Genomic DNA, 17,988 nt, shown 5'->3' on the forward strand with positions numbered 1-17,988 from the left:
CGGGTCGCGCTTTTTGTTTTGTCGGTCTGATGCCAAGCGGCAGTTTAACCGCGTGCCAGCAAATCAATCAGGCTTGAGGTATCCCAACGGTTACCGCCGCGTTCCTGCACCTGGGCATAGAACTGGTCAACCAGGGCCGTGACCGGTAAACGGGCGCCATTGCGTTTGGATTCTTCAAGGCAAATGCCCAAATCCTTGCGCATCCAGTCAACGGCAAAGCCGAAATCAAACTTGTTCTCGACCATGGTGCTGCCGCGGTTTTCCATCTGCCAACTGCCAGCGGCACCCTTGGAAATAACATCGAGGACCTTTTCCATATCAAGGCCGGCCTTGACACCGAAATTGACACCTTCGGAAAGGCCCTGAACCAGACCGGCGATGCAAATCTGGTTGACCATTTTGGTCAGTTGGCCGGAACCGCTTTCACCCATCAGCTTGCAGGACTTGGCAAAGGCATCAATGACCGGGGCAGCGCGATCAAACGCATCCTGATCGCCGCCACACATGACGGTCAGTACGCCATTCTCGGCACCTGCCTGACCACCGGAAACCGGGGCATCGATGAAGGAAATTCCCATATCCTTGGCCGCAGCATAAAGTTCGCGGGCGACATCGGCCGATGCGGTGGTGTTGTCGATCAGGACAGATCCCTTGTCCATACCGGCGAACATCCCGCCGTCGCCCAGCATGACGCTGCGCAGATCGTCATCATTGCCGACACAGGAAAAGACGAATTCCGCACCCTTTGCCGCCTCGGCCGGGGTGGGGGCGGACGATCCGCCAAACTCGGACACCCATTTTTCTGCTTTGGCTGAAGTACGGTTGTAAACGGTAACGTCGTGACCTGCTTTTTGCAGGTGACCGGCCATCGGATATCCCATGACACCCAGACCGATAAATGCACATTTTGCCATTGTTTGCCTCCCGAAGGTTTATATGCTTCCAGTAAAGGTTGCAGCGCGGGCAATGTCAATGAACGCAAATGTTACCGCGACAATGTTTTCACCATCCGGAAGACCAGAGATTGACCGATTTCGTCAATCCTCATCAAGTTCCTCGGCGACGCTGTGAATGATCCGGCGGTCATATACAAGGATTTCCGGCCGTTTTCCGGGGTATTCAAACTGCGACAGATAGAACCGGATGGCGTTGATGCGCGCACGTTTCTTGTCATCTGACTTCACGATCACCCACGGGCTGTCGGTGGTGGAGGTATGAAAGAACATGTCGCGTTTGGCCTCGGTATAGGAATCCCAAAGGTTCTGGGATGCCAGATCAACCGGGCTCAGTTTCCATTGTTTAAGCGGATCGCTTTGGCGTTGTTTAAAGCGCCGTGCCTGTTCTTTTTTGCTGACCGAGAAATAGAACTTGGTCATGTGGATGCCCGATCGGATCAGCATGCGTTCAAGCTCGGGGACGGATTGCAAAAACTCGCTGACGTCAAACATGCTGCAAAAGCCCATCACACGTTCGACCATCGCGCGGTTGTACCAAGACCGGTCAAACAGGGCGATCTCGCCGCCGCTTGGCAGATGTTCGATATAGCGTTGGAAGTACCATTGCGTCAGTTCGCGGTCGTTGGGTTTGCCAAGGGCGACAATCCGGGCACCACGCGGATTAAGGTGTTCGGTAAAACGTTTGATCGTGCCGCCCTTGCCAGCGGCATCGCGCCCTTCAAAAATGATCAGTGATTTGAGGTTTTCCGCCTTGATCCAGTTTTGCAGTTTCAAAAGCTCGATATGAAGCGGGGCAATCAGTTCCAGATATTGCTTGCCCTGCATCTTCTTTGCCCGTGCCTTCGGGTTAAGGTCGATATCGGGCGGAAGCTGGTCTTGCGGAATGTTGCGCAGGTTCTGGCTGGTTGTTTTGTTCGGTCCCGAAGGATGATCATCAATCCGGTCCATGGTCAGGTTTTCGGAATCCAGCAAGAAGTGGTCCTTTGCCTCAGTATCAAGTTTTGAAAGCGCATCTGTGCGGTTGGCCGCAGATCGGCTTTTACCCGTGCGCCGTGTTGCGTCACCGAGCACGTCATTGCTGTCCTGCTTGGCTGTTTTCACGGTTTTCTTTGACATTTTCTTTTCCGAGGTCATGCGCCCGATTCCGCCGGTTGTGGTCAGATGTAGCCATAACTTTGCGGGATTATTGAAACCATCGCAATGCAATGGATCAAATTGCGACCTGTTGCGTGCTAAATGAACGTGACGCACGAAAAAGCCTGGTCAATGTGAGGGCATTGACCAGGCCAAGGGTGGGGTGTGCGGTGGCACGAAGGGGGGATCTGTATTGCGCGGTGTTCCGTGGGGGCGGGTTACGGCAGGACAGATCCCTTGCAGGGTTATCGCAGCGGGAAAGACTGCCGGTACTCTTCTTCGGCCTGGGCACGGGTGATCCCGATGTCGGCAAGCTGCTGATCTGACATCCTGAGCAACATCCGACGTTCTTCACGAACCGCAAGCAACCGTGCAAATCGGTTTGAAAGATCATTGAGGCGGCTAACAAGGGTGGTAATGAACGTACGGATACTTGCTTTGGGCGGGCGCTCCACGGCAGACGGAGCAGGGCTAAGTGAATAAGCCATCATTCTCTCCATGAGTTAATATTGCTAATGCAATGTTTGCTGTTGAAGCCATATTGCGTCTATATTTCGAGCGCGACAAACGAGTATTTCTGATCAAACGGATTAGGAATTCTAATTCATGATGTTGGAGTGATATCCATGCGGATTCCGCCTTTGCAGTCCGTGCGCGCCTTTGATGCCGCTGCCCGCCATCTGAGCTTTACCAAGGCGGCCGAAGAGTTGTTTGTCACCCAGGGTGCGATCAGCCAGCAGGTCCGCCAGCTTGAGGAATATCTTGGTTTCAAGCTGTTTCATCGGTTGCCGCGTCAGATCCATCTGACCGAAGAGGGCGCGCAACTGGCCCAGGCAACCACAGCAGGCTTTTCATGCATTGCCGAGGAGATCGAACGCCTGACCACGATTGAGGAAGCCGGTGTGGTAACGGTCAGTGTGTTGCAAAGTTTTGCGGTGAAATGGCTGGTGCCGCGTCTCGGGCATTTCCGTGATGCGTATCCTGATATTGATGTGCGCATTCATGCCGATGACCGGCTTGTCAATTTACGGACCGAGGGCATTGATCTGGCGGTTCGGTTCGGCAGTGGCAATTATCCAGGGCTGGTGTGCGAAATGCTGATGCGCGACGAGTCTTTCCCGGTTTGTAGTCCGGCCTATCTTGCCGCCAATCCGGAACTGAAAGAACCGGCCGATGTCGCCGGGCACCAGCTATTGCATGATGCGACAACCTTTATTGATCACCCGCATGCCGCCGACTGGGAATTCTGGCTCAACGGTGTCGGTGCCGAAGGCGTTGATGTCAGCCGTGGTCTTCGCTTTAATTCCGGCGACATGGTCATTCAGGCCGCCCTGATGGGGCAGGGGGTTGCCATGGCGCGCACAAGTCTGGCCGCCCTTGATCTGGCGGCGGGCAATCTGGTGCGGCCGTTTGCGCAAAGCGTTGCCTCAAGCGGGGCCTATTATCTGGTGTATCCGGAGGAGCACCTGAGACGTCCGCGCGTAAAGGCATTTGTAAGCTGGCTTAAAAATGAAGTGGCTGAAACCTTGCGCGAAATTGATCCCGATGAAGCGGACGCCCCTGTCGAGGGCTGAGCTCAGATTAACCCAAGGTCACGTAATTCATCGGCCATGTCATCGGGCAGGGCATCGGTGCCGCCGCCCTGTTTTTCATCCGGCGGGCATTTATCATCGGGGAAATAGCGCCATCCCTGAAACGCGCGGTGCGGGTAGGGACGGGTGGCGATCAATTCGTCGTCCAGCACGATGCGGCAATATTTCGTGCCTTCTTCATTGACGTATTCTTCAAGATCAATGACCTGCTGGCGGCAGCGCACGGCCCCCTTGATTACCCAGTAAATGGATCCGCCATCAAGAATCTCTGCCTTGCGTTTGGGTGTCATGCGTGTGGTGTGGAAAATGCGCCCGTGCATGGCCTGAAAATAGGTCTGCCATTCCTTCAGGCTTTCGGGGCTTTCTGTGCCGACGCTCAGTTTGATGATGTTCAAAGGCATATCAGGAGGGTTTCTTGTGCGGTGGTGTTTAATGACTGATGAGGTAGAACCCGTACGCCGAGCGGTCAATAGTGGATTATTAAAACACAAAAATAAGTGTAATATATGATATTTCACAAAAAAACTTGACCAATAAGGGGTAATCAGCCAAATTCTGGTGCATAAAAGGTCCGATACAGGACCAAACCCGAGAGATTTACACGCTGAGAGAACCGAATGTCCCTGCAAGTTGTCACGGCAAACCGTCTGGAAGACGGGTTGGTGGTGTTCCTGACCAGCGATGGTAGCTGGAGCGAAAACATCAACGATGCCCGCATCGCTGACGGCAAAGAGGCCGCAGATGCGCTTTTGGCTGAAGCCAGTGCACCCGAACTCGATATCGTGATTGTCGGGCCGTATCTGATTGATGTCGAACAGCAGGGCGCGGATATCGTGCCGACAAAATACCGCGAAGTTCTGCGCACCAAAGGTCCGAGTGTCCGCGAAGACCTCGGCTATCAGGCGGTATAAGGAGAGCCCCATGTATCGTTATGACGATTTTGACCGCCAGCTTGTCCATGAACGGACTGAACAGTTCCGCGAACAGGTAAAACGCCGCCTTGCCGGTGACATTACCGAGGAACAGTTCCGTCCGCTGCGTCTGATGAACGGTGTGTATCTTCAGCTGCACGCCTATATGCTGCGCGTTGCCGTTCCGTACGGCACGCTGCGCGCTGACCAGCTGCGCCAGCTTGGCATGATTGCGCGGGTCTATGACAAGGGTTATGGCCATTTCACCACCCGCCAGAACATCCAGTATAATTGGCCGAAACTTGATGAGATCCCTGATGCGTTGCTCGACCTTGCCAAGGTCGAAATGCATGCGATCCAGACATCAGGCAACTGCATTCGTAACACCACGACTGACCAGTATGCCGGTGCTGCGGCCGATGAAATCGAAGACCCGCGCCCCTATTGCGAACTGATCCGTCAGTGGTCGACCTTCCATCCGGAATTCACCTATCTGCCGCGCAAGTTCAAGATCGCCGTGACCGGATCGCCAAATGACCGTGCCGCGGTGAAGGTGCATGATATCGGTCTTCGCATGCATCAGAACGATGCAGGTGAAACCGGCTTTGAAGTCATGGTTGGCGGTGGCCTTGGTCGTACGCCGTTTGTCGGCAAGACCATCCGCGAGTTTATCGGCAAGAACGATTTGTTCTCCTATCTCGAAGCCATCCTGCGCGTTTATAACCGCTTTGGCCGTCGTGATAACAAGTACAAGGCGCGCATCAAGATCCTCGTTCACGAGGAAGGCATTGATAAAATCCGCGAGCTTGTCGAAGAGGAATGGGCCCAGATCAAGGACGGGTCGCTGCGCGTTGATGATGCGGAAATCGTCCATTACATCGAACAGTTTGCCCCGCCGGCGTTTGAAGCGCTTTCTGACGACGATGCCGATTTCGAACGTCACAAGTCGGAAAACCGTCGTTTCGCCAACTGGGTGCGTTCGAACGTCATCGAACATAAACAGCCGGGCTATGCGATTGCCAACGTATCGCTGAAACCGATTGGCGGCATTCCAGGCGATGCGACCGATACCCAGATGGAACTGGTTGCTGATCTTTCGGAAAAATACAGCTTTGGCGATGTGCGTGTGACCCACGAACAGAACCTTGTTCTGCCGCATGTCAAAAAGGCCGACCTGTTCGCGGTTTGGAGCGAACTGGACAAGGCCAACCTTGGCACGGCCAACCTTGGCTATGTTACCGATATCATTTCCTGCCCGGGCCTTGATTATTGCGCCTTGGCAACCGCGCGTTCGATCCCGCTGTCACAGCGGATTTCCGAACGTTTCGGGGATCTCGATCGTCAACATGACATCGGCGAACTCAAGATCAAGATTTCCGGCTGCATCAATGCCTGCGGGCATCACCATGTTGGTCATATCGGTATTCTTGGCCTCGATAAGCGCGGCAAGGAATTCTACCAGATCACGCTGGGTGGCGATGCCAGCCAGGATGCCTCGATCGGCAAGATCGCCGGTGCCGGTTTCTCCGAAGCCGAAGTGGTCGATGCGATCGAAAGCCTTGTGACCAAATATATTGATATCCGCGAAAGCGGCGAACGTTTCATCGACACCTACCGTCGTGTCGGCATGGATCCGTTCAAGGAGGTGCTTTATGGCGATCGTTAAGAATGACAGCGTGATCGAACAGGAATGGATCACGGTTGACGCCGAAGGCGACCTTCCGGCAAGCGATGAAAACCTTATTGTGCCGCTTGCCCGTTTCAAGGAAGAACGTGACAGCCTTCTGGGCCGCAATGGCGGCCTGGGGGTGCAGTTGAACCCGGGCGATGCGCCCGAAGATCTGGCAGATGATCTTGACCGTCTGTCGATCATCACGGTCAATTTCCCGGCCTACACCGATGGCCGTGGATATTCCTATGGCCGGGTGTTGCGTGAACGCATGGGCTTCACCGGCGAGCTTCGCGCGGTTGGCGATGTCCTGCGTGACCAGATCCTTTATATGCACCGCTGTGGCTTTGACGCCTATGACCTTAAGGTCGAAGGCGAAGTCGCCCTGAACAAGGTGCGCGCCGCACTTAAGGAAATGTCGGTCTATTATCAGCCGACCGGTGATGGTCGCGTCACGGCACAATCTTTGCGCGAACGTCGTCGCGCCGCTTTGCAGTAAACGGCGAAAAGTATCCGGCCTTCGACCATTGTCGAATAAGCCTGAGCCATTCAATCAAGGGTCCCCGAACAGGGGGCCCTTTTTCTTTTTCCACATGGCTCAATACATTGGAAAGTCTCTAATAAGATAGATTACATGATTGATTTCACCATAATCTTTCTACAAATCAAACGTATATATAAGATTATTCTTAAGTTTTATGCTTATACGCAAGGTGTCGTCACAATGAATAGGCCGATATCACCTAACGCATAGTGACGTAATCACGCGTATATCACGTAATGATTGTAAAAATATAATATGATGAATGAGGTGACAGAGTAATTGGGAGAACCTCGTTTATGTCGGTGTTTAATCGTCTCAAAATTTCAACAAAAGTATATGGCGGCTTTGGCGTTGTGCTGGTTTTGCTCGTACTTGCCTCTCTCTGGTCGGAGTTCTCGATCAGCAGTGTAGGGGATGACTTCGTGCGGTATCGCCATATCGCATTGCAGTCCAACCAAGCAGGCAGGGTGCAGGCCAACCTGCTTGAAGCACGTGTCTCGGTTAAACACTATCTGCTGACAGGGGACAGTGCCGCTGCAGACAATGTCGATGAGCGTCTGGCGACAGCAATAAAGTTGAATGACGAACTTGTGGCCCTGCTTGATGAACCGCAAATGATTGAAACGGCGCAATCTGCCGGGGCAAACCTGATCATCTATCGCGATACCTTCGACAAGGTTGCATCACTGCCGGTGGGGGATCCGGCGCGTGATCAGCTGGTGGCTGATACGCTCGATGAAGTTGGCCCGGTGGTTGCCGAAAATCTTGAAGACTTGAAACTTTCGGTCAAGGCGGAACAGGATCAAATCGGTCCCCGTGCGACCGAGGCGGCGTCACAGGCGGTGATCGTTACCGCCATTGTCGGCGGTGTCGCGGTGATCCTTGGTGGTTTTGCCGCGTGGATCATTGGTACGGGTATTTCGCGTCCGATCCGTCAGATCACCGAGGTCATGAAGGAACTGGCCGGTGGCAACAAGCAGATTGATATTCCGGGCCAGGATCGCCGCGATGAAATCGGCGATATGTCCAAGGCGGTGCTGGTTTTCAAGGAGAACATGATCAAGGCTGAACAGCTCGCAGCGGAAGAAGCCGAGGCTGTCAAACGTCGCGAAAAACGGGCCGCGAAAATTAACAAGCTGACCGCCAGCTTTGATCAGGACATGTCGGTTATCCTTAAAACCCTGGCCTCTGCTGCGACCGAGATGCAGTCAACCGCAACCGGCATGAGCAGCACGGCTGAGGAAACAAGTCGTCAGTCGGGCATCGTTGCGGCGGCCGCCGAACAGGCATCGACCAACGTTCAGACCGTTGCCAGTGCGACCGAACAACTCAGCGCCTCGATTGCTGAAATCACCCAGCAGGTCAGCCAGTCATCGACGGTTGCCAATCGCGCAGTCGAAGATGCCGAGAAAACCAACATCCAGATCCGTGGCCTTGCCGAGGCCGCGCAAAAGATCGGTGATGTGGTCGGTCTGATCAGCGACATCGCCGAACAAACCAACCTTCTGGCCCTGAATGCCACCATCGAAGCAGCCCGTGCGGGCGATGCCGGCAAAGGCTTTGCCGTTGTCGCGGCAGAGGTTAAAAACCTTGCGACCGCGACGTCACGCGCGACCGAGGACATCACCAACCAGATCACCGGTATTCAGAATGAAACCGATGGGGCGGTGACGGCGATTGGCACGATTTCGTCCACCATCACCGAGATCAGCGAAATATCAGCCGCCATCGCCAGTGCCGTCGAAGAACAGGGTGCCGCCACCCTTGAAATCACCCGCAACGTTCAGGAAGCCTCCGTCGGTACGACCGAGGTAACATCAAACATCGTCAGTGTGAACGAGGCGGCCGGGTCCACCGGGGCAGCTGCCGAACAGGTGCTTAGTGCCGCGTCAGAATTGTCGCGTGAATCTGAAAGCCTGCGCCACAAGGTGGAGGCATTCCTGAGCGCGGTACGCGCTGTGTAATCCTATACATTCGAACATGGCAAATATGTTCTGACTTAGGGGCACTCGTTTGGGTGCCCCTTTTTCTGTCTGCATGGCGGGCAGAAAACTTTAGAAAGTTATTATTTTAGAGTTACTTGAACTGTGCTGCCCGCGAAACCGAGTATCAGCGCCATATTAATCTTTGGTAATATGGATACGTATAGTTTTAGCCAAAAGGGTAGCGTCAGGTCGCAATATCCTGTATGCAATTAATAGCTGTTTATGTTGGTATTTGAGACAACCTTTAAGGTTTTAGTTGGCTGTTCCTTGCGTGACGATAGCAGCCCGGAAGGGGATATCTGACCGACATCCGTAGTTTTCGATGTGTGCCATCTTTTGGGCAAAGAAGGTGGTTCTAATCACAGACAGCCGTTCTCTTGATCAAGCGAGGTGGCCGGAACCATAGATGACTACTGTATCGGGACTTGCTCATGCGGTTGACGGATGCGTGATTACGCGGGATTTCGCCCGTTATGACCGTGCCTATCACGACAAAGTACAAAGATATAACGATCATCTTGGTGCCATGGCCGGGGTTTTGCGCCGGTTCAGCGAATATAGCCGCACCATGCTTGCGTCCCAGCAGCTCTATATCTATGCCAAGTGGCTTGCACGTTACACGGCCTATTGGCCGCGGCTCGATGATCTTGTAACGCGCCTTGAAAGCAGTTTTTCCGAAACTGATCAAAGTTACGTTGCGCGCCAATCATCGATCGATGGATCATGGGGCTGGCAATATACCGAGTTTCATCACAAGTTTGATGCGACCATTGTGCGTCTGCATGAACTGGCAACGGAAAAACGAGCACCGCGCCATCCGCTTCATTTTCTGGAGCCGGTATCAACCATCGCGAAAATGCGCGCTTATCTCGAAGATCTTCTGGTGTCTGATATTGCCGCAACCGGGCGCAACAAGCGTGATGAACTGGGGTCGGTCCTGTGTTGTCTGGCGCAGTTATGCTTCAAGCCGCGCCTGCGCAATTTCGCCCGCGAACATGTGCGCGGGATCGCGCTTGATGACGCATATATCAAGGCCTTTACCGATTTCCTTGACGACATTCAAAACCCGGAAACCGGTTACTGGGGACCATGGTATTCATCAGATGGTAAAACCCATCGCTATGATGATCTGAGTTTTACGTTCCACATTGTGTCCTATCGCAAAGGGGACGTTCGCCATTGGCCAAGCCTGATCCGCACGACCCTTGAGCGTCGGGGTGAAGAATATCCGGTTGGCTGGCGGAGCCGCGGCAATTTCAACAACCACAACAATTACGATGTCGCGAAGATATTTCGTCATGGCTGGTCACATATGACACCAGCCCAGCGGGATTTCGCATCAAGGCAACTTGACGAGATGTTGGGCTGGTGTCTGACGCATTCGATGCGTAAGGATGGCAGTTTTGTCTTTGACGAACATTTCTATAATTCGCTTGAGTCCTGTCACTATTTCGGCGTTTCGTTCCTTGATGAGGTCGGGTATTTCAGGCCGCGCAAACGGTTCTGGACGGACCGGAAATTCCCCGAGGCCAGCCGTGTGCAGCATCATGTGATAGCCCGCTTGAATGAGTTCTGCCCGCAAAATCCAAGCGTCATCGCCGCGAAATGGAAGGCCGGAACGGATCTGAACCTTGCGGCGAAACAGCCGGTGTCGGCGGCAGAAACAGAACATCTTTCAAGGCGGCAGCGGCACAAGTTCCTTGTCAGTGCCGATACATCTGCAAGCTCTTTCAAAAACGATTGATGCCTCGTTTTTCCAACCGTGACGGATCAAACACAAAATGGCGTTGCAGCAGCAGTATTTTATCGGTGGGTCGGTTCTGCGCCATATCCTCGGCATGGCTTCGACAAGCATGCTTGCGCTTGTTGCGATGGTGGCTGTCGATGCGCTTGATCTGTTCTTCCTGAGCCTTCTGGGCGATGTCGATATTGTTGCCGCACTTGGCTTTGCCTGGCCCCTGATATTTTTCACGCTGGCGATATCGCTTGGGGTGTCGACGTCAATGACGGCGTTGGTGGCACGGGCCGAGGGGCTCGGCGACCGTGAGCGCGCGCGCGTGATGGCAACGCATATACTGCTTTTCGGTGTCGGTTTTTCGGTTCTGATGACGGCGGCGATTTGGTGGGGGGCGCCAGTTATGCTGGCAGCACTTGGCGCATCAGGCCGCGTTCATGAGCTTGGCACCAGTTATCTTCAGATCGTCATGCTGTGCCTGCCCATTCTGGTGCTTAGCATGGCATCCGGGGCGCTTTTAAGGGTGATCGGGGCCAAACAACGGTCGATGTGGGCCAAGATCGCAGGGGCGGTCACCAACGGTGTGCTTGATCCCATCTTCATCTTTGGTTTTGGCTGGGGTGTGGAAGGCGCTGCATGGGCCACCGTGATATCGCGCGTCGTGATCATGGTGATTGCGTTTTATGGCGTGCGCAATGTGCATAACATGCTGGGCCGTTTCAATCGTGCTGTATTCGCGCAAGATGTTCGCGAAATTGCCAGGGTCACCGTGCCTGTCGGGCTGGCTAAAACCGGCCCGCCAATTGCCAGCGGCTTTATCATGGCATCAATGGCAATGTTTGGGTCAGACGCCGTCGCGGCGATGGCGATCATTGAACGCATCGCGCCATTCGCCTTTGTCGGTTACATGGCCTTGCCGCAGGCTATCGGGCCGATCTTTGGACAGAATTTTTCCGCCAAACGCACGGATCGGGTGCGCGCCATCTGGCATTCGGTTTGGGGGCTGATTGTTGTCTATGGTCTGGTGGTGTCAGCACTGTTGTTTGTTTTGTCTGACCAATTGGCTGAGCTGTTTCGCACCACACCGGAAACCGCAAACCTGCTGGGCCTGTTTTGTACGGCGATTGCGCCGCTTTACATGTTCCTGGGCCTGCAGTTTTCATCCCATACCTTCTTTAACGTCACCGGGCGGCCTAATCTTGCGATGCTTGCCGATCTTGCCAAGGAGTTTCTTGGTGTGATCCCGCTCGTCTGGTTGGGCAGCATCTATTTCGGGGCCGTCGGGGTTTTGTGGGGGCAGGTCGCAGGCATTGTATTGTTCGGTACCTTGACTGGCATCGTCAGCTACAGGCTGGCGTGCCAGAAACCGCGTTCAGACCAATTGTTGCAATCGGGTCCACACAAGCCCGTGGTTGGCAGCGGGAACGCAGGGTGATTTGCGATCAGAAAGATCAGCTTTGTTTTTGATCGCGGGCATTAAGCGTCATCAAAAGGCACGGGCCCTTGGCGGTTTCATATTCCCGTCCGGCGACAAAACCAATCGCCTCATAACACCTAATCGCACGTTCGTTTTCCGGATCGGGATCAATCCCGATCATGGGCGCGCCACGTTCAAACAACTGGCGTGTCAGCATCTTTAGGAACATCTGACCATGTCCGCAGCCCATCATGTCGGGCACGCCAATAAAGGCGTCCAGACAGCGGGTATGTTCGGGCAGGGGATCAAAATGCGCTTGGGGCCATTGATGGGCGTCGTAATGCTGGACAAAGGCAAACGGGCGATTGCGGTACGACACAATCAGGGTCGCCATTTCGGCCAGTTCGACATCTTCGGAAATCAGTTCAAGCTGTTCGGCCGGTTCGCCCCACCAGCGGATGACTTCGGGCACATGCAGCCAGCGGCCAATCATTGGCAGGTCGTTTGGGGTGGCCCGTCTGAAGCTGTATTTTGACGGGCCCATCCATTAGTCCCCGGTCGTTGATCTTTTTGCTGCCAAGGCCAGATTGACCTTCGATGCACTTGATTTTGCTATCTGATCACAAATCCAGCTTCCTGTCTCGGCAAGCTTTTCAAGATCGATACCGGTTTTGATGCCAAGCCCGTTCAGCATATAGACAACATCCTCGGTCGCGACATTGCCGCTGGCCCCCTTGGCATAGGGACAGCCGCCCAGACCGGCGACGGAACTGTCAATTACGGTCACACCCATTTGCAGCACAGCAAGCAAATTGGCCAGCGCCTGACCATAGGTATCATGGAAGTGGGCGGCGAGTTTTTCGGTCGGCACATGTCTGGCAACAGCGGTGATCATCGCCTGTGCCTTGGCGGGTGTCCCGGTGCCGATGGTATCGCCCAGACTGATTTCATAGCAGCCCATGTCATAAAGCGCCTTTGCGACCTCGGCCACCTTTTCAGGCGCAATGTCGCCTTCATACGGGCAGCCCAGCACACAGGAAACATAGCCGCGTACTGCAAGGCCCGCGTCACGCGCCGCATCGGCCACCGGGCGAAATCGATCAAGGCTTTCAGCAATCGAGCAATTGATGTTCTTTTGGGAGAAACTTTCTGACGCCGCGCCGAAAACAGCAACCTCGGTTGCGCCTGCTGCAACCGCGGCCTCAAGACCCTTCATGTTCGGGGCCAGAACAGGGTATGTCACCCCGGGTTTGCGGGTGATCTGGGCCATGACATCGGGCGCATCGGCCATTTGCGGTACCCATTTCGGGCTGACAAAGGCGGTGGCTTCGATCACCGATAATCCGGCATCATTCAGACGATGGATCAACTCGACCTTGGTTGCGGTCGGGACCATTGCCTTTTCGTTCTGAAGCCCGTCACGTGGGCCGACTTCAACGATTTTGACATGGCTTGGCAGATCGGAAAGCAAGGCCATTATTCGGCCTCCTCAATCGCGATCAGTTCTGCGCCATCATCGACCTGATCACCGACGCCAAAGAACACTTCCTTGATCGTGCCAGTGACGGGGGCGGAAATGGTGTGTTCCATTTTCATCGCTTCCATCACGACAAGCTTGTCACCCGCCGTGACCGATTGACCGGCCTTTGCCATCACTGCGATGATCTTGCCCGGCATCGGTGCGGTCAGGCCACCACCGGTGCCTTCGTTGCCACCAGCCGCGGCCAGCGGATCAAAGATGTCGAGACGATCCGAGCGACCATCACGGAAAATCATCAGACGATTACCGTCACGAAGCACCGACGCGCGTTTGCGGACGTTATTCAGGCTGGCAACGATGGCGCCATTTTCGTCATGCTCGGCACTAGCGATGATAGCGCTACCATCAGGCATATCGATGACATAGCCCTGATCGCGGTAATGCACCTTGACCAGCAAATCCGATCCGTCATGACGCAGGATCAGGTCATGATGGTTATCGTCATTCAGCCGGAAACCAGCGGTGCTGTGCCAGGGCGAATAGGGATCGTTGCTTTGTGCGGCATAACGAGCGGCCTCCGCATCGCGGGTCAGCAGGATATCAAGGGCAGCAAATGCCAGCGCCTCGTTATCGGTGGTGGTAGGGGCGGGGATCAGATCATCCTGATAGTTCGGGATGAAACCGGTTTCGACTTCGCCCCGCTCAAAGGCCGGATGGCGGGCGATATTGCCAAGGAAACCGGTATTGGTGGTCACCCCAACAATCTGCACATCATTTAATGCGGTCGCCATGCGACGCAGGGCCGATGTGCGGTCCACATCCCAGGTGATCAGCTTGGCGATCATCGGGTCATAATGAATGGAAACTTCGCCGCCTTCATAGACGCCGGTATCAACCCGCACATGATCGGTTTCACGTGGCATGCGCATATGGACAAGCTTGCCGGTTGCGGGCAGGAAATCATTCTGCGGGTCTTCGGCATAGATGCGCACTTCAAAGGCATGACCGTTGATCGAAAGGTCTTCCTGCGCCTTTGGCAGTTTTTCGCCATCGGCCACACGCAGCTGCCATTCCACAAGGTCTTCGCCGGTGATTTTTTCGGTTACCGGATGTTCGACCTGAAGGCGGGTGTTCATTTCCATGAAATAGAACGCACCAGACGCATCGAGCAGGAATTCAACCGTGCCGGCCCCCTGATAGCCAATTGCCTTGGCAGCATCGACCGCGGCCTTGCCCATCTGGGCGCGGAGGTCCTCGGTCATGCCTGGTGCAGGGGCCTCTTCAATCACTTTCTGGTGGCGGCGCTGCAAGGAGCAATCGCGTTCAAATAGATAGACCGCGTTGCCATGGCTGTCGGCAAAGACCTGAATTTCAACGTGGCGCGGTTTGACAATCAGTTTTTCAATCAGGCAATGATCATCGCCAAAGCTGCTTGCGGCCTCGCGCTTGCAACTGATCAGGGCGTCCTTGAAATCAGATGCCTTCTCAACGGCACGCATGCCTTTGCCGCCACCCCCGGCGGATGCCTTGATCAATACCGGATAGCCGATCTTGTCGGCCTCAACTGCCAGAAGGTCGGGGTCCTGATCTTCGCCGTGATAGCCCGGCACCAGCGGCACACCGGCCTTGCCCATGATTTTCTTGGCTTCAGATTTCGACCCCATGGCACGGATGGCACTTGCCGGTGGGCCGACAAAAACACAGCCTGCCTTTTCCAGCGCATCGGCAAAACCGGCATTTTCCGACAGGAAGCCGTAGCCTGGATGAACCGCATCGGCACCCGATTGGGCGATGACTTCAAGCAACCGGTCGGTGCGCAGATAGCTGTCCTTGGGGGCAGGCGCGCCAATGTGATAGGCCTCGTCGGCATGTTTGACATGCAGGGCATTGGCGTCGGCATCGGAATAAACGGCGACCGTGGCAATTCCCATGCGACGGGCGGTCTTGATCACGCGGCAGGCGATCTCACCGCGGTTGGCGATCAGAAGTTTGCGCGGCATATTATTTCTTGCTCCAGTTCGCGGGACGTTTTTCCAGAAAGGCACCGACACCTTCGCGGCCCTCTGCACTTGCGCGTTGATCGGCAATGCGTTGGGCGGTGTCATCAATCACGGCATCTGAAATCGGTTTGTTGGCAACCGCGTAAATCAGGTTCTTGGCCGCATGCATTGCATCCGGACCGTTGGCCAGCAGAAGCTTCGCCATTTCCTGCCCACGGGCAGTCAGTTCATCGGTTGTGGTGAGTTCATGCACCAGTCCGATCTGATGGGCGGTCTGGGCATTAAATCGTTCGGCAGTCAGGAAGTAACGTCGTGCCTGATTGACCCCGATGGCCTCAACCACATAGGGCGAAATCACCGCCGGGATGAGGCCCAGCTTGACTTCCGACAAACAGAAGCTTGCGCGGTCTGACGCGATCACAATGTCACAGCACGCTGCCAGACCAACGCCGCCGCCAAAGGCAGCCCCGTTAACCAGTGCAATGGTCGGTTTCGAGGCAAAGTTCAAAACCTTCATCAGTTTGGCGAGTGCACGGGAATCAGCAAGGTTTTCCGCGTGGCTATAGCCCGCCATACGCTTCATCCAGTTAAGATCCGCCCCAGCCGAAAAGCTTTTGCCAGCCCCGGTCAGGATGATCACCCGAACAGCCGGATCGGCGTCAAGGGCTTCGATCTTTGCGGTCAGATCAGCGATCAGGACATCATCAAAGGCATTGTGAATTTCGGGCCGGTTCAACGTGATGGTCGCAACACCATTGGCGGCGATCTCACACAGGGCGGCATCAGAAATGTTATCGGTGTTTACATTACTCATGATCACCTCACATTCTGAAGACACCAAACCGGGTTTCTTCGACCGGTTTGTTGAGTGCCGCCGACAGGCCAAGGCCAAGAACCATGCGGGTATCGGCCGGGTCAATCACGCCATCATCCCAAAGGCGGGCGGATGCGTAATAGGGGTGGCCTTGTTCCTCGTATTGATCGCGGATCGGGGCCTTGAACGCCTCCTGCTCGGCTTCCGGCCAGTTTTCGCCGCGCTTTTCGGCGGCATCGGCGCGAATTTGCGTCAAAACGTTCGCTGCCTGTTCGCCGCCCATGACGGAAATACGGGCATTTGGCCACATCCACAGGAAGCGCGGGCTGTATGCGCGACCACACATGCCATAGTTGCCTGCCCCAAAGGACCCACCGATCAGGACAGTGAATTTCGGTACATTTGCCGTGGCAACGGCGGTGACAAGTTTCGCACCATCCTTTGCAATGCCGCCGCTTTCATATTTGCGGCCAATCATAAAGCCGGTGATGTTTTGCAGGAACACCAGCGGAATGCCGCGTTGTGCGCAAAGCTCGATGAAATGCGCCCCCTTAAGCGCGCTTTCGGAAAACAGGATGCCATTATTGGCAATGATGCCGACCGGATAGCCAAAGATGCGCGCAAAGCCTGTAACAAGTGTCGTCCCGTACTGTGCCTTGAACTCATCAAAGTCGGAGCCATCAACGATGCGGGCGATGATTTCACGCACGTCATAGGGCTTTTTGGTGTCGGTCGGGACAACGCCATAAATCTCGCGTGGGTCATAGGCCGGGGCGCGCGGCTCGGTCAAGGTCAGGCCGGGGTTCTTCGTCCAGTTCAGGTTCTTGACGATATCGCGCGCAATCGACAATGCGTGGCTGTCATCCTGTGCATAATGGTCGGTCACACCGGACGTTTTGCAATGAACATCAGCGCCACCAAGGTCTTCGGCCGAGACAACTTCACCGGTGGCGGCCTTCACCAGCGGCGGACCGCCGAGGAAGATCGTGCCCTGTTTGCGGACAATGATGCTTTCATCCGACATCGCCGGGACATAAGCACCACCCGCCGTGCACGACCCCATGACAACCGCGATTTGCGGGATGCCTTTGGACGACATGGTTGCCTGATTAAAGAAGATGCGCCCGAAATGGTCGCGATCCGGGAAAACGTCATCCTGACGGGGCAGGTTGGCCCCGCCGCTATCGACCAGATAGATGCAGGGCAGGTTGTTTTCGAGTGCGATTTCCTGTGCGCGAAGATGCTTCTTCACCGTCATCGGGTAGTAGGAACCACCCTTGACCGTGGCGTCATTGGCGACAATCACGCATTCAACGCCTGAAACGCGGCCGATACCGGTAATGATGCCGGCTGCCGGAACGTCTTCATCACCATACATGCCATGTGCGGCAAGTTGGGAGAGTTCCAGAAACGGGGAGCCGACATCAAGAAGCTGGCGAATACGTTCACGTGGCAGCAATTTGCCCCGCCCGGTATGGCGATCACGGGCGCGTTCACCGCCGCCCAGTTTGACCGCAGCGATTTGATCGCGCAAATCCGCAACCAGCTTTTCCATATGTTCGGCATTGTTGCGGAATTCTTCGGAACGGGCGTTCACCGCAGATTTCAGTACCGTCATCGTCCGTTTTCACCGTTTTTTTGTTATGGGCAAATCGGCCCGCGTGCAGGGTGTTTATGGCTGTTGTTATCGGTGAAGTTTACGTAAACGTCAATATTAAATCGGTATTTCAGTACCGAAATTAACTATATGC

The 17,988-nt window shown here is 54.9% G+C and carries 16 protein-coding genes; 7 read left to right on the forward strand and 9 right to left on the reverse strand.

Translation table 11 applies throughout. The features are described from left to right. Positions 1-44 precede the first annotated feature (44 nt). The 3 genes from TH2_RS11285 to TH2_RS11295 all read right to left on the reverse strand — a co-directional run bounded on the left by TH2_RS11285 (position 45) and on the right by TH2_RS11295 (position 2,578). Positions 45-914 (reverse strand): NAD(P)-dependent oxidoreductase, encoded by an 870-nt coding sequence (locus TH2_RS11285; protein ID WP_008890561.1) that lies wholly within the window; start codon positions 912-914, stop codon positions 45-47. 123 nt (positions 915-1,037) lie between these two features. After that, positions 1,038-2,072, reverse strand: a complete 1,035-nt coding sequence (ppk2, locus tag TH2_RS11290) for a polyphosphate kinase 2 (RefSeq protein ID WP_157194052.1) — start codon at positions 2,070-2,072, stop codon at positions 1,038-1,040. Positions 2,073-2,335: 263 nt separating this feature from the next. Next, positions 2,336-2,578, reverse strand: a complete 243-nt coding sequence (locus TH2_RS11295; RefSeq protein ID WP_008890563.1) for a DUF1127 domain-containing protein — start codon at positions 2,576-2,578, stop codon at positions 2,336-2,338. A gap of 138 nt (positions 2,579-2,716) precedes the next feature. Here TH2_RS11295 and gcvA point away from each other — a divergent pair, with 138 nt between their 5' ends. Then, a complete protein-coding gene (gene gcvA / locus TH2_RS11300; RefSeq protein ID WP_008890564.1) occupies positions 2,717-3,664 on the forward strand; it encodes a transcriptional regulator GcvA in 948 nt (315 codons plus the stop codon). A gap of 2 nt (positions 3,665-3,666) precedes the next feature. Here the strand turns inward: gcvA and TH2_RS11305 are convergent, their stop codons facing one another. Then, positions 3,667-4,083: a DUF1489 family protein gene (locus tag TH2_RS11305; protein ID WP_008890565.1), complete on the reverse strand. Its 417-nt coding sequence runs from the start codon at positions 4,081-4,083 to the stop codon at positions 3,667-3,669. 216 nt (positions 4,084-4,299) lie between these two features. Between TH2_RS11305 and TH2_RS11310 the strand changes: the two genes are divergently transcribed. From TH2_RS11310 to TH2_RS11335, 6 genes are all read left to right on the forward strand, one after another. Continuing rightward, entirely contained in the window at positions 4,300-4,593 is a 294-nt protein-coding gene (locus tag TH2_RS11310; RefSeq protein WP_008890566.1) for a DUF2849 domain-containing protein, read from the forward strand. 10 nt (positions 4,594-4,603) lie between these two features. Beyond that, positions 4,604-6,259 (forward strand): nitrite/sulfite reductase, encoded by a 1,656-nt coding sequence (locus TH2_RS11315; protein ID WP_008890567.1) that lies wholly within the window; start codon positions 4,604-4,606, stop codon positions 6,257-6,259. Further along, the gene (locus TH2_RS11320) at positions 6,246-6,761 is read left to right on the forward strand and encodes a DUF934 domain-containing protein (RefSeq protein WP_008890568.1); all 516 of its coding nucleotides are present in this window, start codon (positions 6,246-6,248) and stop codon (positions 6,759-6,761) included. Before TH2_RS11315 ends, TH2_RS11320 begins: the two co-directional genes overlap by 14 nt. Before the next feature lie 341 nt (positions 6,762-7,102). Continuing rightward, positions 7,103-8,770, forward strand: a complete 1,668-nt coding sequence (locus tag TH2_RS11325) for a methyl-accepting chemotaxis protein (protein WP_008890569.1) — start codon at positions 7,103-7,105, stop codon at positions 8,768-8,770. 427 nt (positions 8,771-9,197) lie between these two features. Beyond that, on the forward strand, positions 9,198-10,535 hold the full coding sequence (locus TH2_RS11330) for a hypothetical protein (protein ID WP_008890570.1): 1,338 nt from the start codon (positions 9,198-9,200) through the stop codon (positions 10,533-10,535). A gap of 37 nt (positions 10,536-10,572) precedes the next feature. Next, positions 10,573-11,961, forward strand: a complete 1,389-nt coding sequence (locus tag TH2_RS11335; RefSeq protein ID WP_008890571.1) for an MATE family efflux transporter — start codon at positions 10,573-10,575, stop codon at positions 11,959-11,961. A gap of 16 nt (positions 11,962-11,977) precedes the next feature. On the opposite strand, the gene TH2_RS11340 is transcribed toward TH2_RS11335, so the two are convergent. Genes TH2_RS11340 through TH2_RS11360 form a run of 5 tightly spaced genes read right to left on the reverse strand, consistent with a single transcriptional unit; the run spans position 11,978 to position 17,855 of the window. After that, positions 11,978-12,487: a GNAT family N-acetyltransferase gene (locus TH2_RS11340; RefSeq protein WP_008890572.1), complete on the reverse strand. Its 510-nt coding sequence runs from the start codon at positions 12,485-12,487 to the stop codon at positions 11,978-11,980. A gap of 3 nt (positions 12,488-12,490) precedes the next feature. Next, positions 12,491-13,420, reverse strand: a complete 930-nt coding sequence (locus TH2_RS11345) for a hydroxymethylglutaryl-CoA lyase (protein ID WP_008890573.1) — start codon at positions 13,418-13,420, stop codon at positions 12,491-12,493. Continuing rightward, positions 13,420-15,423, reverse strand: coding sequence for an acetyl/propionyl/methylcrotonyl-CoA carboxylase subunit alpha (locus TH2_RS11350; protein WP_008890574.1), 2,004 nt, complete (start codon positions 15,421-15,423; stop codon positions 13,420-13,422). The genes TH2_RS11345 and TH2_RS11350 overlap by 1 nt, the downstream gene beginning before the upstream one ends. Before the next feature lies 1 nt (position 15,424). Further along, complete coding sequence (locus tag TH2_RS11355) at positions 15,425-16,237, reverse strand: enoyl-CoA hydratase/isomerase family protein (RefSeq protein ID WP_008890575.1); 813 nt, start codon at positions 16,235-16,237, stop codon at positions 15,425-15,427. A gap of 7 nt (positions 16,238-16,244) precedes the next feature. Further along, the gene (locus TH2_RS11360; protein ID WP_008890576.1) at positions 16,245-17,855 is read right to left on the reverse strand and encodes a carboxyl transferase domain-containing protein; all 1,611 of its coding nucleotides are present in this window, start codon (positions 17,853-17,855) and stop codon (positions 16,245-16,247) included. Positions 17,856-17,988: the final 133 nt, after the last annotated feature.

Source organism: Thalassospira profundimaris WP0211, from assembly GCF_000300275.1.
GTDB lineage: Bacteria > Pseudomonadota > Alphaproteobacteria > Rhodospirillales > Thalassospiraceae > Thalassospira > Thalassospira profundimaris.

Bases quoted from the DNA above. Each gene is read 5' to 3' on its own strand.
- TH2_RS11285 (WP_008890561.1), bottom strand. From the start codon at position 914: ATGGCAAAATGTGCATTTATCGGTCTGGGTGTCATGGGATATCCGATG.
- ppk2 (WP_157194052.1), bottom strand. From the start codon at position 2,072: ATGTCAAAGAAAACCGTGAAAACAGCCAAGCAGGACAGCAATGACGTG.
- TH2_RS11295 (WP_008890563.1), bottom strand. From the start codon at position 2,578: ATGGCTTATTCACTTAGCCCTGCTCCGTCTGCCGTGGAGCGCCCGCCC.
- gcvA (WP_008890564.1), top strand. From the start codon at position 2,717: ATGCGGATTCCGCCTTTGCAGTCCGTGCGCGCCTTTGATGCCGCTGCC.
- TH2_RS11305 (WP_008890565.1), bottom strand. From the start codon at position 4,083: ATGCCTTTGAACATCATCAAACTGAGCGTCGGCACAGAAAGCCCCGAA.
- TH2_RS11310 (WP_008890566.1), top strand. From the start codon at position 4,300: ATGTCCCTGCAAGTTGTCACGGCAAACCGTCTGGAAGACGGGTTGGTG.
- TH2_RS11315 (WP_008890567.1), top strand. From the start codon at position 4,604: ATGTATCGTTATGACGATTTTGACCGCCAGCTTGTCCATGAACGGACT.
- TH2_RS11320 (WP_008890568.1), top strand. From the start codon at position 6,246: ATGGCGATCGTTAAGAATGACAGCGTGATCGAACAGGAATGGATCACG.
- TH2_RS11325 (WP_008890569.1), top strand. From the start codon at position 7,103: ATGTCGGTGTTTAATCGTCTCAAAATTTCAACAAAAGTATATGGCGGC.
- TH2_RS11330 (WP_008890570.1), top strand. From the start codon at position 9,198: ATGACTACTGTATCGGGACTTGCTCATGCGGTTGACGGATGCGTGATT.
- TH2_RS11335 (WP_008890571.1), top strand. From the start codon at position 10,573: ATGGCGTTGCAGCAGCAGTATTTTATCGGTGGGTCGGTTCTGCGCCAT.
- TH2_RS11340 (WP_008890572.1), bottom strand. From the start codon at position 12,487: ATGGGCCCGTCAAAATACAGCTTCAGACGGGCCACCCCAAACGACCTG.
- TH2_RS11345 (WP_008890573.1), bottom strand. From the start codon at position 13,420: ATGGCCTTGCTTTCCGATCTGCCAAGCCATGTCAAAATCGTTGAAGTC.
- TH2_RS11350 (WP_008890574.1), bottom strand. From the start codon at position 15,423: ATGCCGCGCAAACTTCTGATCGCCAACCGCGGTGAGATCGCCTGCCGC.
- TH2_RS11355 (WP_008890575.1), bottom strand. From the start codon at position 16,237: ATGAGTAATGTAAACACCGATAACATTTCTGATGCCGCCCTGTGTGAG.
- TH2_RS11360 (WP_008890576.1), bottom strand. From the start codon at position 17,855: ATGACGGTACTGAAATCTGCGGTGAACGCCCGTTCCGAAGAATTCCGC.